Below are 17,730 nucleotides of genomic sequence, written 5' to 3'. Positions count from 1 at the left end.
TTGTTGATATGCGCGAACTAGAGAAAATCGGCGCCAGCCTCCGCGGCGAAGCGGCCAGGATCGCCCTCCCAGACGATCCTTGCATGTTCGAGCACATAGACGCGGTCGGCATGCGGAAGCGCGAAGGTCACGTTCTGCTCGCCGAGCAGCACCGTGATCGACGTCGTCTGCCGCAGCCTCGTTAGGGCCTTGGACAGGAGTTCGAGAATGACGGGGGCGAGGCCCAGCGTCGGCTCGTCCAGGATCAGGATCTGCGGCTGCATCATCAGCGCGCGGCCGATCGCAAGCATCTGCTGCTCGCCACCGGAGAGCGTTTGCGCCATCTGGCCCTGGCGCTCTTTCAGGATCGGGAATAGCTCGAACAGCCAGGCAAGCTGTGCCGCGCGCTTGTCGTCGGCGAGGTGTTGCCCGCCGAGATCGAGGTTTTCGCGCACGCTCATCTCGCCGAACAGCTCGCGCGATTCCGGGCACTGCACGAGGCCGCTGCGGGCGATTTTCGCTGGGCTCGTGCCGCGCAGATTCTCGCCGTTGCGTACGATCTCGCCGGTATAAGGCAGGAAGCCGGAGATGGTGTTGAACAGTGTGGTCTTGCCGGCGCCGTTGAGGCCGACAATGGAGACGAACTCGCCCTCGTGGACGTGGATCGAGACGTTCTCCAGCGCCTGCGCCTTGCCGTAGAACACGCTGACGTTCTCGACCTGGAGCAGCGGCACCTTGTCCTTGAAGCTGGTCTCGGGCCGCGCATGGGTCTCGATGGCGCCGCCGAGATAGACCCGCCGCACCGTCTCGTTCTTCATGACGTCCTCGGCTTTGCCGGTGACGATCTCCTCGCCGAGATACATCGCGAGCACGCGGTCGACCAGCGCCGCGACGCTCTTGACGTTGTGGTCGACCAGCATCACCGCGCGGCCCTCGTCGCGAAAACTGCGGATCAGGTCGGAGAAGATTTCGACCTCCGCCCGCGTCAGCCCGGCAAAGGGCTCGTCCACCAGCACGACTTTGGGGTCGCGCGCGATCGCCTTGGCCAGCTCGAGCCGGCGCAGGTCGGCGAAGGGCAGCGTCGGCGGGCGGCGGTTCATCACGTTGCCGAGGCCGACGCGGTCGGCAATCCATTTGGCGCGCTCGACCAGCGCCTTGTCGGGAAACAGCATGAACAGGCTGTCCGGCAGCAGCGCGACCATGATGTTCTCCAGCACGGTCTGCCGGTTCAGCGGCCGCGAATGCTGGAACACCATGCCAAAGCCTTTGCGCGCGATCTTGTGCGCGGGAAGGCCGGCGACGTCCTCGCCCTCGAAGATCACTTCGCCGGCGGTCGGGCGCTCGATGCCCATCACGCTCTTCATCGCGGTCGACTTGCCCGAGCCGTTCGGCCCGATCAGGCCAAAGATCTCGCCGCTATTGACCTCGAAGCCGAGGTTCTTCACCGCCGTCAATCCGCCGAAGCGCTTGGTCAGGCCACGGACTTCGAGCACGGCCCTGTTTGAAGTTCGCATATCCATCACGAGCGCGCCTCACGCGAGAGGGCCGCTCCGAGGAAGCCGCCGGGGAAGAACAGCACGACGAGCAGCGCGACGGCCGAAACGATGAAGGTCGCTAGCTCGCCGGTCGGGCGCAGGAACTCGCCGGCGACGATCAGGAAGATTGCGCCCAGCGCCGCGCCAAGCACGGTGCGCCGGCCGCCGAGCACGGCTGAGACGATCACGTTGACGCCGACCGCGACGTCGACGACGGTGCCGACCGAGGCGGTGCCGAAATAGAACACCAGCAGCGCGCCTGATAACCCCGAGAAGAACGCGCTGACGATGAAGGCGGCGAGCTTGTGCTTGACGATGTTGAAGCCAAGCGCGCCGGCCTGCACCGGATCCTGGCCGCTGGCTTGCAGCACCAGCCCGATCGGCGACTGCGACAGGCCATAAAGAATAGCCGCCGAGATCGTCATGAAGCCGAGCGCGATCCAGTAATTGGCGCCGGCGTTGATGGTGATGACGTCGGGGATGGTCAGGCCGATCTCGCCGCCGGTGAGGTCGGCAAACACCACGATGAAATTCTGCAGCATCAGCACCGCGACCAGCGTGGTCAGGCCGAAATACGGTCCGCGCACCCGGAGCGCCGGCAGCGCCAGCACGAGGCCGGCGATGACGGAGGCGAGCGCGCCGAGCACGATGCAAGCGTAAACCGACCAGCCGAATTGGGCATTGAGGATGCCGGCGGTGTAGGCGCCCACGCCGATCAGGAAGGTCGGCCCGAAATTGACCTCGCCGGCGAAGCCGAACAGCAGGTCCCAGGCCATTGCGAACACGCCGAAATAGAAGGCGACGGTGAGAAGCCCGAGCACGTAGCCGGAGACGTAGAGCGGCAGCGTCGCCGCGATGACGACCAGCGCGAGCGAGATGAAGAACAGGCGGGTCGTAAAGAAGCTGGCCATCTCAGCGCCTCCCCAGAAGGCCCTGGGGCCGGATGTACATCACGAACACGAGCAGCAGCAGCGCAGGAATGGTGCGGTAGGCCGGCGAGACCAGATAGGCCGTGAGCGTTTCGAGATAGCCGACCACGAAGGCGGCGATCAGCGAGCCGGAGACGCTGCCGAGGCCGCCGAGCACGACGATCGAGAACGCGCTCGCGGTCAGCGGTCCGACGCTGTAGGAGCTGACGCCGAGGAACATTCCGAGCAGGACGCCGGCGATGCCGGCGAGAATGCCGTAGATCGCCCACACCACGACGTAGATGTTGGTGAGCTCGAGGCCGAGCAGGGTGACGCCACGTGGGTTCATCGAGGCGGCCAGCACCGCCTTGCCGGTGCGGGTGCGGTTCACCAGGAGCCACAACAGCGCGATGACGAAGCAGCACACGATCGCGGTAAAGATCTCGTTCCTGGGCGTGCGTACGCCGAGGATCTCGACCACGCCCTCGACGATCGGAAGCACGGTCTTGGCGTTGTTGGTGAAGAAATAAGCGATCACCTCCTGGATCATGATCCCCCACAGCAGCGTGCCGGTGAGGACGAAGATCTCCTTCTCTTCATTCGGGATGCGCCGGGAGTCCTGGATCGGCTTCACTACCGCGAAATAGGTCGCAAAGGATGTCAGGAGGGCGACACCGACCCCGATCAGCGCGCCGGCATAGGTGCCGACATTCAGGATGCTGGCGGCGGCCCAGGCCGCCACCGCTGCAGCCACCATGATGGCCCCGTGGGAGAGGTTGAGGACGCCGGACACGCCGAAGATCAGCGTGAAGCCGGTGGCACCGAGAGCATAGAGAGCGCTGATGGCAAAGCCATCGATCAGAATCTGGAAAGCACGCATCTAGGGTTGGCAATCTGATTTATGAGAGACGATGTTGCTGGAGCAACGTGCTGCGGGGCCGCATGTGGAAGCTCCCGGGAGCTGGTCCCGGGAGCGTGTCCTGCTAGTTCGAGAGCTTGATGAAGCTCGGGAACTTGATGTCGACCTTGGCGACTTCCTTGGGCCAGACCGCGCTCTGCTTGCCGGCCTGCCATTGCAGCATCAGCCCGGTGATCAGGCCCTTGCCGTATTTGATCGAGTGCGTGAACGGATCGTCCTTGCCGTAGAACTGGACGCGGCCGATCGTGCCTTCCCAGTCCGTCGTCTCAAGCGCGGCGACCAGCTTGTCGGCGTCGGTCGAGCCCGCGCGCTTCACGGCGTCGGCGATGTAGTAGACCTCGTCATAGGCGGTGTAGCCGGCATAGGACGGATAGTTGCCGAACTTCTTCTTGAAGGCTTCCGCGAACGGCACCGATTTCGGCGTCACCGCGACGCCGGGCCCGGAGACGCCCTGATAGAGCACGCCTTCCGCCGCCTGATTGGTGTCCTTGCCAAAAGTCTCGTTGGTGGCCTGCGAGGCGATGCCGAACATCGGGATCGGCACCTGCTGGTTCTTCCACTGCACCGTCGGTTGCACGCCGACGTGCGAGATGCCGGTGATGATCACGTCGGGCTTGGAGCCCTCGATCTTGTTGAAGATCGGTGTGAAGTCGGTGGTATCAGGCGAGAAGCGGATGTGGTCGAGCACCTTCAGCCCGATCTTGGGCAGGCATTCCTCGTAGCCGATGTCGAGCGGCTTGGTCCAGGCGGCGTCCTCGCTCATGATGACGGCGGTCTTCATGTGCATCTTGTCGACCAGCAGGTCCTTGGCGCCGTCGCAGACAGAAAGCGCCAGCGCGGCGGAGGTCAGATAGCCGTGGAAGGTGTACTTGTTCTTCTCGTAGTCGGCATGCACGCTCTTGCTGATCTCGTTGGACGCGGCACCGGGCGTGACGAACGGCGTCTTCAGCCGCGAGGCCCAGGGCTCCAGCGCCAGCACGACTTCGCTGATGTAGCTGGCGATGACCGCATTGACCTTGTCCTCGTTTACCGCGCGCTGAAATGCGCGCACCGAATCTGCCGAGGACGAGTGATTGTCGTAAGAGACGATCTCGATCTTGCGGCCGTCGACGCCGCCATTGGCGTTGATCTCGTCGGCGGCGAGCTGTGCCGCCTGAGGGATGGAGGCGCCGGCAATCGCCTGCGCTTCCGCGATCACACCGATCTTGATCGGATCGGCTGCAAGTGCCGCGCCTGACGTCATCAACACAGCGGCCGCGGCGGTACCGAGTGCTATTCGCAACGCAACAGAGAGCGGTTTCTTCATCTTGTTCTCTCCCTTAACAGGCCTCTTATGAGCCATTATGCCGCGACTATACCGGCGGAGACATTCTCGGCAAGTGAAACCGCGTCCCGGATCGTGAGGCACGGACTAAAGTCTAGCGCTGCGCAAATAGCGGGCAGGAAAGCTGTCGGACCCGTTTCACGCGTAGGCATGCAGATTTCGTTGGTAGGCATGCGCAGCTATCGCGGGCGCACAGCAACGCGATCGATGAATGCGATGCCGTCGCGTCGGCTCAGCGCGCTCGCAGCAGCGATGGTTCGAGCGGCGCGAGCCGGGCCGGATCAAATGGCGAGATGTCGACGCTGCGCGTCGCACCCTCCGCGATCAGTTGCGCCATGGCCTCGCCTGTAGCGGGCGCATTCAGGATGCCCCACACATTGTGCCCCGTCGCAACATAAAGACCTTCACTTCGCGGCACCTTGCCGATCAGCGGCAGGCCGTCCTGTGTCACCGGCCGGAAGCAAGCCTGCCGCGCGATGATCCTCTCGGAGCGGAACTGCGGCGACAGCCGCTCGGACATGGTTTGCAGGCGCGCGATCGCGTCGTGGTCGGGCGTCACGGCGGCCGGATCGAGCGGAAGCGGCGCGATGTCGGAGAGAGCGGTGATATGCGTGCTGCCGTCGGCGCGAGGAAAGACCTCGATCGACACGGCACTGCCATTCTCTTCAGACTCCAGAAACAGCGCATCGGCCGGCGCATCCGTGCCGGCGTCGTACACGATGCTTGGGCTGCGCTGGCCGTAGACGGCGGGCAGGCTCATCCATTGCGCGGCGAGCAGCGACCATGGTCCCATCGCGATTACGACGGCGTCCGCCTCGACGATGCGGCCGTCGACCTCGACGCCCGTCGCGGTCGTGCCGTCCGCATCGCGCATGATACCGGTCACCTGGCCGATGCGAAGCTCGGCGCCTTGCGCGAGCGCCGCGTTCATCACGGCCGAGGTGAATTTTTTGGGGTGAACGATCGCGGTGGTCTCCGTCGTGCCGATGCGCTGCGTGATGATGACGCCGTTGCTGAGCCAGCCAAGCGCGGACGGTGTATCCCGGCGTGGATGGCCGTCGGCGGCAACGGAGCCGCTATAAGCACTCATCGGGCGATAACCCCAATCGCCTGCGATCTCGTCCGGCAGCTGCGCATGGATCGCAAAGCTCCGTCGCGCCAGCGCGTCGAGCGGCGAGCCCTCGCACCAGTCGCGCGCGAGGAAGCCGCCCGCCTTACCTGACGCTGCGGCCGCGACGTCCGTCCGCTCCACGACGATGACATCGATGCCGTTCCGGCGGAGAAACCAGGCGGTGCAGGCGCCGATGACGCCGCCGCCGCAGATCACAACGCGCACGAATGCTCTCTCATACAATGAAATCCTTTGCATGGAGATCCGCGGTATGGACCCCCTCCAGCGTAATCGTATCGGTCGCCGTCAGATGGATCACCGCGTTTCCTGTGCTGTCATCGCTGATCAGGCTTTTCAGCGCCGCCCAGTCTGCGAAGCCGTAATCGTGCAAATTGATCAAATCATGCTCTCGCGCCGTGCTGCCGACAGCCTTGTTGCCCTGGTCGAAATCGTTGATCACATCCAGGCCCGAGCCCTTGTCGAAGACGAATCTGTCGTCGTTCGGTCCGCCCCAGAGTTGGTCATTTCCGCCACCGCCGTTCAGCATGTCCTTGCCGCCCGTGATCGAGCCGGCCGTGAACGGGGCGTAGGACTGTGCGTCGCCATACAGCAAATCGTCGCGGCTGCTGCCGAGAAGAATATCATCTCCGCCATGCGCGTTGCCTGACATGTTCGAGGCATCTCCGACGAGCACGATGGACGTGGAGTCCGGGTTGCCGTTGACAGCCGCGATCAGGATATCGTTGCCGCCGCGGCTATCGTCGCTCATGTAGCCGGCGTCTCCAACCAGAGACGCGCCTCCCGATCGGGCGGTGGCGCCGACGGTGTAGCTGAGGATATCGTTGCCGCCGCGCGCATCGCCGCTCATGGACACGAGGGCGTCGCCCGATATCGAAGCGCCGCCGTAACTGCCGACCTGGGTCACGCTGAGGATATCGTTGCCGCCATGTGCATGATCGCTCATGGAACTGCCGGAGTCTCCGCTGAACGCGCCGGACGATCTGTTTCCCATCGATGCAATGACGACGTCATTGCCGCCGCTCGTGTCGGCCGACATGGCGGTTTCGGCATCGCCAAAAACACCGAGGGTCGCGTAGATCGATGTCGATGCATCGACATGAAGCACATCGTTGCCGCCACGGGCGTGGCCGGACATCGCCTGCGCATCGCCGTCGACGAACACGTAATCGCCGAAGCCGGTGACGGTCGCAGCGAGATGGTCGTTTCCGCCGTGAGAATATTCTTGCAGGGTCTGGTCGTCGCCAACGAATATCAGGACCGCGTTGCCCCCGTCGACGGTCGCGATCATCTTGTCGCTGCCGCCGCGGCCGTCGTTCGGCAGGCCCGGGTCCCCGAACTCGGTCACGAATTGCTGGGACCCAACGCTGACGATGATGGTGTCGTTTGGCATACGGCGCATCGCGCAACTCCCCGTTCAAGTCGGGCGCGGGAACGAAGGGCATCATGCCTTCGCACCGCGCTGCGGCCCTGCCGCGCGATACAATCTTCGTTGGATTGATGGCGGAGATTTGCCCGGGGCGTAGCTTGATTGCGATCAGGGAACCGAGGGCGCCGGCGGTCCATGCCGACGCCCGTGCTTGTGGTCTCTCGCGCGGGCTTAGCCCGGGCCTGCGCCTTGCGTGGCCGTGTACACCGCATAGAGCGACTGGCTCGCGGCCATGAACAGGCGGTTGCGCTTGGGGCCGCCGAAGCAGATGTTGCCGCACACTTCGGGCAGCCGGATGCGGCCGAGGAGCTTGCCGTCCGGCGACCACGTCGTCACGCCGCTATAGCCGACGGCGCGGCCCGCATTGCTGGAGGCCCAGACATTGCCGTTGACGTCGCAGCGCACACCGTCCGGCCCGCACTTCACACCGTCGATCACGCACTCGCTGAACCGCTTCTGGTTGGTGAGCTTGTTGTCGCCGCCGACGTCGAACACGAAAATCTCGCCCTTGCCGCCGGGCCCGGTGTCGCCGGGTCCCTTGCCGGTTGAGACGACGTAGAGCTTCTTGAAGTCCGGCGAGAAGCACAACCCGTTTGGATCTGGCACCTGCTCCTCGGTGACGACGAGGTCGACACGGCCGCTAGGATCGATGCGATAGCAATTGGTCGGCAGCTCGCGCCTGCCCGGTGCGAAGCCGGCCGGCTGTCCAATCCGTGGATTGAGCTTGCCGCTGGAATTGCTCGGACCGCCCGCGGCGTCGGGCTCACCTTCGTAGAGCTGGCCGCCATAGGGCGGATCGGTGAACCAGTAGCTGCCGTCAGGATGCGCGACGACGTCGTTCGGCGAGTTCAGCTTCTTGCCGTTGTAATTGTCGCAAAGCACGGTCGCGGTGCCGTCATGTTCATAACGCGTCACCCGCCGGGTCAAATGTTCGCAGGAGAGTTGACGGCCCTGGAAATCGAACGAGTTGCCGTTGGAATTGTTGGACGGCGAGCGGAACACGCTGACGCGACCGTCGTCTTCGCTCCAGCGCATCTGCCTGTTGTTGGGAATGTCGCTCCATAGCAGATAGCGGCCCTGTGCACTCCACGCCGGGCCTTCAGCCCACAGCACGCCCGTATAGAGACGCTTGATCGCCGTGTTGGGCTGCGCGAGATCGTTAAAGGACGGATCGACCGCGATGACGTCGGGGTCCCAGAAATAAGTGGTCGGCGCGCCGTTGGGACCGAAATCGCGTGGTGGGGTGGTAATCGTCGTCGGCGGCGCGGCAGGTCCGGTCTGGGCCAGCGCGGAGCCGGCGCCAGCAAAAGTGGCGGCGCCGAGCGCAAGCCCCTGAACGAGGGTTCGTCGTGAAAGCGCAGCATCATGGTCACGCTGCTTTTGGCGTATCATCGCGTCCTCCCGGTCATGTTCGGCTAGCCGGTTGATCCGGCCGAGCAGGGCGAGGTTAGTCCGGTCCGATGACGGTTGCGAGGGGGAGGTACGCATCCTCAGCGAGATATCGGGGCGGCAAAAGCGCTGCAACATCGAACACGGAAACGACAAATTCGTCCGGCGCGACGGAGTTTACCGAAACTGCGTTCGGGACATTGCCAAGCTGTGGAGCATGTCAAGCCTTGACCTCCTGCGCGAGGCTGGCAGAACGTCATTGGGGGCGTAAGTCGGAGTTTACTGTGGTCGCTGTCGTCGTACTGGTTTTGCTGCTCGGGATTGCATTTGCGGCCGGCTATTTCACCCGCGACTACGTGTCCCGCAAAAGGCGGGCCGAAGCGCGCCGCTGGCGTGAGTACAGCGAGCCGGATTGGCTGAGTGCCAACGCACCGGCCAATACCAACGAGATCGCGATCGCCGGCAAGGCTGCGCCGGTTGCCACCGGCGAGCTCGGTCAGATGCTGAACCGCTGGGAGAGCAGGGCTCGCGCTCGCCGCACGGCGTAACTCGACGGTCTTGCCGACGCTCGGTCGGTCACACACCCGGCACCGGGTCCTTCCACCCATCCGGCGCTGCGATCATGTCAGCCCTTCTGTCCATCTTTTGGCGTTGCGGTTGCTGCCATTTCTCGTCTAGAAACGGTAGATCGAGCCTCCCGGCAACCAACCGTCAACGGTTTTGACCGAGGATTGAGGGCTCAAAGGGTCTGGCAATGTTGATTCGCGGCCAAATCGATGGGATTTCGGGGGAGGTGGCTCTGGCCGCCGCCACGATCCCGGCCGCGCTGCTGCCCACCCTCCTGATTGGCGGGCTTCTTCTTACTTGCCCCTGAGGGCCGGCTGGGCGCCATGCGCCTGGGCGCTCAGGGGTTGGTCGAGATCACCGGACACCTCAAGCGCCTAGAAGACTGACGGCGCAAAAGCTCAAAAGGAAATTCAAATGGCCCCCGTGAACAAGTCCGATAAGGACCGCGTCATCATTTTCGACACCACCCTGCGCGACGGCGAGCAGTGCCCCGGCGCCACCATGACCTTCGAGGAGAAGCTCGAGGTCGCCGAGATGCTGGACGATATGGGCGTCGACGTCATCGAGGCCGGCTTCCCCATCACCTCGGAAGGCGACTTCCAGGCGGTCAGCGAGATCGCTCGCCGCTCCAAGAACGCCGTCATCGCCGGTCTGTCGCGCGCCCATCCGGCCGACATCGACCGCTGTGCCGAAGCGGTGAAATTTGCCAAGCGCGGCCGCGTCCACACCGTGATCGCGACGTCGCCGCTGCATATGCGGGTGAAGCTGAACAAGACCCCGGAACAGGTGCTCGAGACCTCGGTTGCCATGGTCGCGCGCGCCCGCAACCAGATCGACGACGTCGAATGGTCGGCCGAAGACGGCACCCGCAGCGAGATGGACTATCTGTGCCGCATCGTCGAAGCCGTCATCAAGGCCGGCGCCACCACGGTGAACATTCCTGATACCGTCGGTTACACCACGCCCGACGAATACACCCACTTCATGAAGACGCTGATCGAGCGCGTGCCGAACTCGGACAAGGCGGTGTTCTCCGTGCACTGCCATAACGATCTCGGCATGGCGGTGGCGAATTCGCTGGCCGGCGTCGTCGGCGGCGCGCGCCAGGTCGAGTGCACCATCAACGGCATCGGCGAGCGCGCGGGCAACGCCGCGCTGGAAGAGATCGTGATGGCGATCAACGTGCGCAACGACAAATTCCCCTACTGGAACAAGATCGACACCACGCAGCTGACCCGCGCCTCGAAGGTGGTGTCGGCGGCGACCTCGTTCCCGGTGCAGTACAACAAGGCCATCGTCGGCCGCAACGCGTTCGCGCATGAGAGCGGCATCCATCAGGACGGCGTGCTGAAGGACGCTTCCACCTACGAGATCATGCGGCCCGAGATGGTCGGCCTGAAGCAGTCCTCGCTGGTGCTGGGCAAGCATTCCGGACGCCATGCCTTCGTGCACAAGCTGGAGGAGATGGGCTACAAGCTCGGCCCGAACCAGCTGGAAGATGCGTTCACGCGGATGAAGGCGCTGGCCGACCGCAAGAAGGACATCTACGACGAGGACATCGAGGCGCTGGTCGACGAGGAGATGGCGGCTTCGCACGACCGCATCAAGCTGACCTCGCTGACCGTGATCGCCGGCACCCATGGCCCGCAGCGCGCGACCATGAAGCTCGATGTCGACGGCCAGATCAAGATCGAGGAGGCCGAGGGCAACGGTCCGGTCGACGCGGTTTTCAACTGCATCAAGCGCCTGGTGCCGCACGAAGCCAAGCTCGAGCTGTACCAGGTCCACGCAGTGACTCAGGGCACCGATGCGCAGGCCGAAGTCTCGGTGCGGCTGTCGCATGAGGGACGTGCGATGACCGCGCGCGCGGCGGATCCGGATACGCTGGTGGCCTCGGCAAAGGCCTATCTCGGCGCGCTCAACAAAATCGTCATGAAGCGCCAGCGCGACACCGTGACGACCGCCGCCGCGAGCTGAGGTTGCTACCACCGCCTCTTCCGGAAGCGGAGAGGCGGTGATTGCGGCGTTCACCATGAATGGCTGCCCTGCTAACGGCCAATAGCAGCTTGTGATGTCGACCTGTATTGATGCTAACGGCATAGGCCACCCGTGCGCCGGGTGGCCCAAATAACAACAGGGAGAGATTATGCGCACCTTCGCGATCGCTGCGTCCATCGCGGTTTTGGCTCTTGGCTTGACCGGGCCGGCATCGGCCCAAGCGCCCATCATCATCAAGTTCAGCCACGTTGTGGCCACCGACACGCCGAAGGGCAAGGCGTCGGAGAAATTCAAGGAGCTCGCCGAGAAGTACACCGGCGGCAAGGTCAAGGTCGAGATCTATCCGAACTCGACGCTCTACAAGGACAAGGAAGAGCTTGAGGCGCTCCAGCTCGGCAGCGTGCAGATGCTGGCGCCGTCCAACTCCAAGTTCGGCCCGCTCGGCATCCGCGAGTTCGAGGTGTTTGATCTGCCCTACATCCTCCCCGATCTGAAGACGCTGCGGAAGGTGACGGAAGGTCCGCTCGGCGCCAGGCTGCTCAAGCTGCTCGAACCGAAGGGTATCACCGGCCTTGCCTATTGGGACAACGGCTTCAAGGAGATGAGCGCCAACAAGAAGCTGGTGACACCGGCCGACTATCAGGGCGTCAAGTTCCGCATCCAGTCCTCGCGCGTGCTCCAGGCGCAATTCAAGTCGCTCAGCTCGCTGCCGCAGGTGATGGCGTTCTCGGAAGTCTACCAGGCGCTGCAGACCGGCGTGGTCGACGGGCAAGAGAACACATGGTCGAACATCTATACCCAGAAGATGCATGAGGTGCAGAAGTACATCACCGAGACCAACCACGGCTATATCGGCTACGTCGTGATCGTGAACAAGAAGTTCTGGGACGATCTGCCGGCCGACATTCGCGACCAGCTGACCAAAGCGATGAAGGAAGCGACCGACTTCAACAATACGCAGTCGCAGAAAGAAAATGAGGACGCGCTCGCCGAGATCAGGAAGAGCGGCAAGAGCGAGATCATCAAGCTCACTCCGGAGCAGGATGAGGCGATGCGCAAGGCCATGGAGCCGGTCTACAAGGACGCGGCAAGCCGTATCGGGCAACCGTTGATCGACGAATTCCAGAAGGAAGCGAAGAGCACGACGAACTGATTTGAACGGATGATGAATGGGGGCTTCCGTGCCGGGCGCGGAAGCCCCTTTTTGTTGCGAATGATTTCCGATTGCGACTGAATAAAGGTTCAGGAGCGTTACATCTTCGAAAGAACCCGCTCCCTGTCCAAGTTGTAAGTTGCGCGTAAGCCGCGCTGCGCCCATCCTCACGACATCCTTCCAGAGGAGAGTTCGCATGAGGAAGTTCACCATCGCCGCCATCGCCGTGCTCAGCATCGCCGGCTCGGGCGCGGTCTATGCCCACTATCATCGCCCGTGGATGCACGAGCACATGCGCCACATCCGCATGAACCCGGAAGACCGCGCCGCCATGGTCGACGCGCGGATCGCCGCCGTCCATGCCGGGCTGAAGCTCAACGCCGACCAGGAAAAGCTGTGGCCGCCGGTCGAGGCTGCCGTACGTGACTTCGCCAAGCTGCGCATCGACCGCGCCAATGCGCGGATGAATGCCGGTCCCGGCGATGCCGGCAAGGACGCGAATAAGGACGCCAACAAGGATGCCGACAGGCCGGAGGATCCGGTCGCCCGCCTGCGTCAGCGCGCCGAGGACATGGGGGCGACGTCGGCGGTCCTGAAGAAGATCGCCGATGCCGCCGATCCGCTCTACAAGACCCTGGACGAGGGCCAGAAGCGGCGCCTCGCCGTGCTGACCCGCCACCGCGGCCCGTTCGGCGGCGGCGAAGACGGCCCGCGCCGCCACTTCATGGAGCGTGGCATGGACCGCATGATGGAGCGCGGTATGGACCACTTCCACCGTGACCGTTTCGACCGCGACGGCGGCCCGGACCGGGACCGCGAGGGCCGGCTCTGAGCTGCAAGGGTTGCCGCGATCAACCTTGGCGAAGCCGCTGGAATCCAGCGGCTTTTCGCTTTTTTGGGGGATGTGGGCATACCCTTGGAAAACTTACGTACCATCGCTTGCCAGACCCGGATCGCTTTGCTAAACGACCGGCCTCGCAAGGCATTGACCGCCTTTCGGGCGCATAGCTCAGTTGGTAGAGCAGCTGACTCTTAATCAGCGGGTCCCAGGTTCGAGCCCTGGTGCGCCCACCATTCAAGATCCTGCTGATGCGGGTTCTTTTCATTTCAACGCCCAGAACAAAGTGCGCTTTGTGCGAGGTTCTTTGTGTGGGCGGACGCGGCCAGCTTGCCGTTGGCTTTCCCTTGTTTCCATACCGTCACCCATTCGACTCGGCACGCGGATCCAATGGACAGATCGATGACGTGCTCATCGTAGTATAGGATACTGGAGCGGGCAAAACGGACGATCCGTTCTGCCCGTCGCCGCAGGATATCGCTTGCTGCAGAACGAAAACGAGATTGTTCGGGTCGGGTTCGAGTCGCTTTCCTACGGACCACAGTTCGGCAAACGGAGCTGATGGTCGCGGCTGGATTTTCCTGTGCGAATTCGGCTAGGCGGCCATTCGCAACAGATCGACGATCTCGGCTTCGCTCTTGAATGGCCGCGGATTGGCTTGGACGAAGCGATGATTGATCGCAATCTTGCTGATCTGATCGAACTTGTCTTCGCCGATCCCGACGTCGGCAAGACGGCCAGGCAATCCAAGTTTCTTGGTGAATTGCGCGAAGGCGGCGGCGGCTTCCATGCCCGGCTCGCCAAGGGCCGTCGCCAGGCGCTGTTGCGCATCCTCGGTGAACGGCTTGTTGTAACGAAGCAGGCTCGGCATGATGACTGGTGTGCAATAGTAGTGCGGAACACCGAAGGTACCGCCAAGCACATGGCCGATGCCGTGGCTGGCTCCCATCGGCACCCGCGCCTGGAGGCCGAAAGCGGCGAGCCACGCGCCGTATTGAGACAGTCGGCGCGCCTCCAGATCATCAGGTTGCTGCAAGGTTCGCAGCATTCCCTCACGCAGGGTGCGAATGCCGGCCAGGACGACCTCGTCGGCGAGCGGCGTGCCAGCGGGTGAGCACAAGGCTTCGATGCCGTGGTCCATCGAGCGCGTTCCCGACCCCATCCAGAGCTTGGAAGGCGTATGAACGGTGAGCGCGGGGTCGAGAATGATAGCCACCGGCATCATCCGGGGATGAAAGAAAATCTGCTTCAGCCTGTTGCGTTCATCGGTGACGAGCGCGGCTGCATTGTATTCGCCGCCATTCAGCGTGGATGGCACCGCGATCTGTCGGACCTTTGGCGATCGGAACGGAGAGACGGTGACCCCAAGGCCCATCGGGAAGGGATCGAAGCCCGCTTCGTCGGTGATGTCATGTTCCATCGCCATGATGACGATCTTGGCGAGGTCGATCGCCGAGCCGCCGCCGACGGCGGCGACCAGGTCGGCTCCGGCGTCTTTGGCTTGACGGGCAACGTCGGCAGCTTGCTTGCGCGTGGTGTGCTCTGCAATTCCATCGAATGTCGCGACATGTCTTTCGCCGAGCGCGCGCCGGATCTTCTCGATCTCGTCGGTCTTGGTGTTCAAGGTGCGGCTGACGATCAGGAAGACGCGCTTGGCATCCAGCCGCACCGCTTCATCGTTCAAGGCGTCAGACGCAGCTTTGCCGTAAACGACACGATCGATTGCCGGAAAATTGTGTATCCCTGCTTTGCGCATTTGCGTTCTCCCTGTGAGTTATCAAGCACCGATCCTCAAGCGGCGACAGTGTCGCGAATCTGTCGCGACGCCGTTTCCAGAAAGGCCTGAGCGAGATCGGGATCGTTGACGACGCGTGAGAGTGTCAACGCCCCGACCATCGTCGAAAGAATGGCCATGGCTTTGCTCCTGGATTCCTCGTCGCTCGTTTCGGCAATCAGGCGGCTGAGGATTTCGATATGCGCTTTGATCCCGCCTTCGAACGACGCTTTCACCTCGCTGCTCTGTCTGGCCACATCCGAGCCGAGCGCCACGATCGGGCAACCGTCCATCTTTTCGTCGCGATGGCCCGTCCTGAGATAGAACCCCATCACCGCCCCAAGGGGATCCTCAGGGTTCGCGGCGATGGCGGTCGACCATCGAAGCGTGGCGCTCTCCAGCGCGCGCGCCGACGCCTGTGCGGCCAGGTCCTCCTTTGACTCAAACTGCTTGTAGAATGCGCCTTGGGTCAGCCCGGCAGCTTCCATCAGGTCCTTGAGGCCGATGCCGTCAAATCCCCGCGACCGAAACAGGCGGCTTGCGACATTGATGACGTTTTGCCGGTTTTCCTCAGCCTGAATGCGACTCACTCGCATCATTGGTCTCCCCATTTAGATTGCGTTCGACATCTATTATCCGATATAGAGCTCGAACGCAATCTATCTGGCATGAGGCGATGTTATGAAAAAGCGACCGATGATCGTGCTGGGCAGCGTCCTGATCGCGGGATGCGCGGTGGCCGCATTCGGTGCGCTTCGCCCGCCGGCAGCCTCGGCCGTGAGCGATCCGAGGCAAGGAGCCCCGATCGTCAGGATCGCGGCTGCGGCGCGGGTGACCGGATCGGAGCGTGGCTTCACCGGCATCATCGGGGCGCGGGTGCAGAGCAGCCTCGGTTTTCGCGTTCCCGGCAATATCGTGGAGCGGCTTGTGAATACCGGTGAGCAGGTCAAAGCCGGTCAGCCGCTGATGCGGATCGACGAAACCGACCTTCGTCTCGCGGTCACGGCGAAGCGCAACGCCGTTGCTGCCGCGCGCGCGTCCGTCGTGCAGACCGAAGCGGACGAACAGCGATACGCCAAGTTGGTGAGCAACGGCTGGGCTTCCCGACAGCGCTACGAGCAAGCCAAGGCCGCGGCTGAAGCCGATGCACGGGTTGCCGAGAACGAGGCGACGTACTCGATCCTGGTCGCGGACGCGGACGGAACGGTGGTCGAAACGCTTGGCGAGCCCGGGCAGGTCGTCTCGGCCGGCCAGACGGTTGTTCGGATTGCCAAGGCCGGTCCTCGCGAGGCGGTGGTCGCGCTCCCTGAAACAATCCGGCCGGCAATCGGCTCCGTGGCCGAGGCCAGCGTGTACGGAGCAGCCGAAGAGTGGCGCTATACGGCGCGTTTGCGGCAATTGTCCGACGCCGCCGATGCCCAGACCCGAACCTATGAAGCCCGATCTGTCCTGGACGGTGAAGCCGCGGCCGCACCACTTGGCGCGACGGTGACCATTCGGCTGCCGAGCCAGACGAGCGAGCCGCAAGTTCAGGTGGCGCTCGGAGCAGTGCTCGATGATGGCCGCAAGACCGGAGTTTGGATCCTCGACAGCGCCACCTCAACCGTACGCTTTCGGCCGATCAAGCTTGTTCGGGTGACCGACGAAACCGCCGTGATCTCCGGCTTGAATTCTGGTGATGCGATTGTTTCGCTCGGCGCTCACCTCCTGCAGGAGGGCGCTCGTGTCAGGACCGCCGCTGAAAGCCGGAGCAACTGAAGAGTCTCAATCGTTCCGCGCCAGCCGCTGGAGAAGCACATGTACAGCTACATCGTCGAGCAGGAGATCCGAAAGACCTTCGACCATGTCAACAACCATCGCTGGGATGAAGCGGTGAAGGCGGTCGCGCCGCACATCCATCACCGTGTTTCCGGCAATCACGCGTTGGGCGGGGAGCGCCACGACAAAGCGGCCCTGCGCCGCTGGTTCGAGCGGCTCGGACGCGTCCTGCCCACGCTCCAAATCAAGGTCAACAACGTCTGGGTGAAGGGCTGGCCCTGGAACACCACCGTGTTTGTCGAGTGGGACGGCACCGCAACGCTGCTCGACGGCGACGGCTCGTACGTCAACCGCGGTCTCCACGTGTTCACCCTGCGGTGGGGCAGAGTCCATGCACTCGAGGAATTTCAAGATTCACAGGAAGCCGCGCGCGGGCTTGCCGCGCAAGCGGCAGCTGGCCTCAAGGAAGCTGCCGCCCAGCCAATTGTAAGTTAGCAGATGAACCTTAATCCTTCCGCGATCGCCATTCGCGAACGGGCCGTTACCCTGTTCTTCATCATCCTGCGTTCGGGTTCAACGCCATTCTTGGCCTGATCGGACTGGCAGGCATCCTGATGCGTAACACCCTGATCCTGACCGAACAGATCAAGGAGAATCGTGCTGCCGGCCTCGATGACTATCACGCCGTCATCGAAGCCACCGTGCAACGCACCAGGCCGGTGATCCTGACCGCACTTGCCGCCGTGCTGGCCTTCATTCCTCTGACGCATTCCGTGTTCTGGGGATCGATGGCCTACACGCTGATTGGCGGCACGGCAGTCGGCACGGTCCTGATCCTGCTGTTCCTTCCTGCGCTTTATGTCGCCTGGTTTCGCATCAAGCCGGCCCCGGACGAGCTCTACGAGCGTTCGGCGAAGGATGCAGAATTGCGAACAGCAATCGCCGCCGAGTAGGGCTCGGCGAGATCTATCCCTGCTGCGCCGTGGGTGTCTGGTTAGATAGGCCAGGCACTGCGTGGCCTCGCGCCGGC

Annotated in this window: 15 protein-coding genes, 1 tRNA gene and 1 pseudogene; 8 read left to right on the top strand and 9 right to left on the bottom strand. The window is 63.2% G+C overall.

The window, feature by feature from the left end:
- Positions 1 to 17: 17 nt before the first annotated feature.
- From IVB45_RS27590 to IVB45_RS27560, 7 genes are all read right to left on the bottom strand, one after another.
- Entirely contained in the window at positions 18 to 1,499 is a 1,482-nt protein-coding gene (locus IVB45_RS27590) for an ATP-binding cassette domain-containing protein (RefSeq protein WP_247288135.1), read from the bottom strand.
- On the bottom strand, positions 1,499 to 2,425 hold the full coding sequence (locus IVB45_RS27585; protein ID WP_247288136.1) for a branched-chain amino acid ABC transporter permease: 927 nt from the start codon (positions 2,423 to 2,425) through the stop codon (positions 1,499 to 1,501). Before IVB45_RS27585 ends, IVB45_RS27590 begins: the two co-directional genes overlap by 1 nt.
- A 1-nt stretch (position 2,426) precedes the next feature.
- The gene (locus tag IVB45_RS27580) at positions 2,427 to 3,302 is read right to left on the bottom strand and encodes a branched-chain amino acid ABC transporter permease (protein ID WP_247358895.1); all 876 of its coding nucleotides are present in this window, start codon (positions 3,300 to 3,302) and stop codon (positions 2,427 to 2,429) included.
- 103 nt (positions 3,303 to 3,405) lie between these two features.
- Positions 3,406 to 4,647: an ABC transporter substrate-binding protein gene (locus tag IVB45_RS27575; protein WP_247358898.1), complete on the bottom strand. Its 1,242-nt coding sequence runs from the start codon at positions 4,645 to 4,647 to the stop codon at positions 3,406 to 3,408.
- 250 nt (positions 4,648 to 4,897) lie between these two features.
- Positions 4,898 to 6,001 (bottom strand): FAD-dependent oxidoreductase, encoded by a 1,104-nt coding sequence (locus IVB45_RS27570; RefSeq protein WP_247358900.1) that lies wholly within the window; start codon positions 5,999 to 6,001, stop codon positions 4,898 to 4,900.
- A 10-nt stretch (positions 6,002 to 6,011) separates the two neighbouring features.
- On the bottom strand, positions 6,012 to 7,196 hold the full coding sequence (locus tag IVB45_RS27565) for a hypothetical protein (RefSeq protein WP_247288139.1): 1,185 nt from the start codon (positions 7,194 to 7,196) through the stop codon (positions 6,012 to 6,014).
- Between the two features lie 198 nt (positions 7,197 to 7,394).
- On the bottom strand, positions 7,395 to 8,615 hold the full coding sequence (locus tag IVB45_RS27560; protein WP_027570858.1) for an SMP-30/gluconolactonase/LRE family protein: 1,221 nt from the start codon (positions 8,613 to 8,615) through the stop codon (positions 7,395 to 7,397).
- A 281-nt stretch (positions 8,616 to 8,896) separates the two neighbouring features.
- Between IVB45_RS27560 and IVB45_RS27555 the strand changes: the two genes are divergently transcribed.
- From IVB45_RS27555 to IVB45_RS27535, 5 genes are all read left to right on the top strand, one after another.
- Positions 8,897 to 9,160 carry a hypothetical protein gene (locus IVB45_RS27555; RefSeq protein ID WP_247288140.1) on the top strand — a complete coding sequence of 88 codons (264 nt, stop codon included), beginning with the start codon at positions 8,897 to 8,899 and terminating at the stop codon, positions 9,158 to 9,160.
- Between the two features lie 433 nt (positions 9,161 to 9,593).
- Complete coding sequence (locus IVB45_RS27550) at positions 9,594 to 11,156, top strand: 2-isopropylmalate synthase (RefSeq protein ID WP_027519477.1); 1,563 nt, start codon at positions 9,594 to 9,596, stop codon at positions 11,154 to 11,156.
- A gap of 169 nt (positions 11,157 to 11,325) precedes the next feature.
- On the top strand, positions 11,326 to 12,330 hold the full coding sequence (locus tag IVB45_RS27545) for a TRAP transporter substrate-binding protein (RefSeq protein WP_247288142.1): 1,005 nt from the start codon (positions 11,326 to 11,328) through the stop codon (positions 12,328 to 12,330).
- 196 nt (positions 12,331 to 12,526) lie between these two features.
- Complete coding sequence (locus IVB45_RS27540) at positions 12,527 to 13,162, top strand: Spy/CpxP family protein refolding chaperone (RefSeq protein ID WP_247358902.1); 636 nt, start codon at positions 12,527 to 12,529, stop codon at positions 13,160 to 13,162.
- A 166-nt stretch (positions 13,163 to 13,328) separates the two neighbouring features.
- Positions 13,329 to 13,404, top strand: a tRNA-Lys gene (locus IVB45_RS27535).
- Between the two features lie 359 nt (positions 13,405 to 13,763).
- On the opposite strand, the gene IVB45_RS27530 is transcribed toward IVB45_RS27535, so the two are convergent.
- Together IVB45_RS27530 and IVB45_RS27525 are read right to left on the bottom strand one after the other, a co-directional pair.
- The gene (locus tag IVB45_RS27530) at positions 13,764 to 14,924 is read right to left on the bottom strand and encodes an iron-containing alcohol dehydrogenase (protein WP_247358904.1); all 1,161 of its coding nucleotides are present in this window, start codon (positions 14,922 to 14,924) and stop codon (positions 13,764 to 13,766) included.
- Between the two features lie 35 nt (positions 14,925 to 14,959).
- Entirely contained in the window at positions 14,960 to 15,538 is a 579-nt protein-coding gene (locus IVB45_RS27525) for a TetR/AcrR family transcriptional regulator (RefSeq protein ID WP_247359196.1), read from the bottom strand.
- Between the two features lie 85 nt (positions 15,539 to 15,623).
- Between IVB45_RS27525 and IVB45_RS27520 the strand changes: the two genes are divergently transcribed.
- The 3 genes and pseudogenes from IVB45_RS27520 to IVB45_RS27510 form a co-directional block, all read left to right on the top strand.
- Positions 15,624 to 16,700, top strand: a complete 1,077-nt coding sequence (locus IVB45_RS27520) for an efflux RND transporter periplasmic adaptor subunit (protein ID WP_247358906.1) — start codon at positions 15,624 to 15,626, stop codon at positions 16,698 to 16,700.
- A 39-nt stretch (positions 16,701 to 16,739) separates the two neighbouring features.
- Positions 16,740 to 17,195, top strand: a complete 456-nt coding sequence (locus IVB45_RS27515) for a nuclear transport factor 2 family protein (protein ID WP_247358907.1) — start codon at positions 16,740 to 16,742, stop codon at positions 17,193 to 17,195.
- Positions 17,196 to 17,266: 71 nt separating this feature from the next.
- Positions 17,267 to 17,653 (top strand): annotated as a pseudogene (locus IVB45_RS27510) (efflux RND transporter permease subunit); the annotation flags it as partial.
- Between the last annotated feature and the right edge of the window lie 77 nt (positions 17,654 to 17,730).

Source organism: Bradyrhizobium sp. 4, from assembly GCF_023100905.1.
GTDB lineage: Bacteria > Pseudomonadota > Alphaproteobacteria > Rhizobiales > Xanthobacteraceae > Bradyrhizobium.
This window is presented reverse-complemented; position numbering and strand designations above follow the sequence as displayed.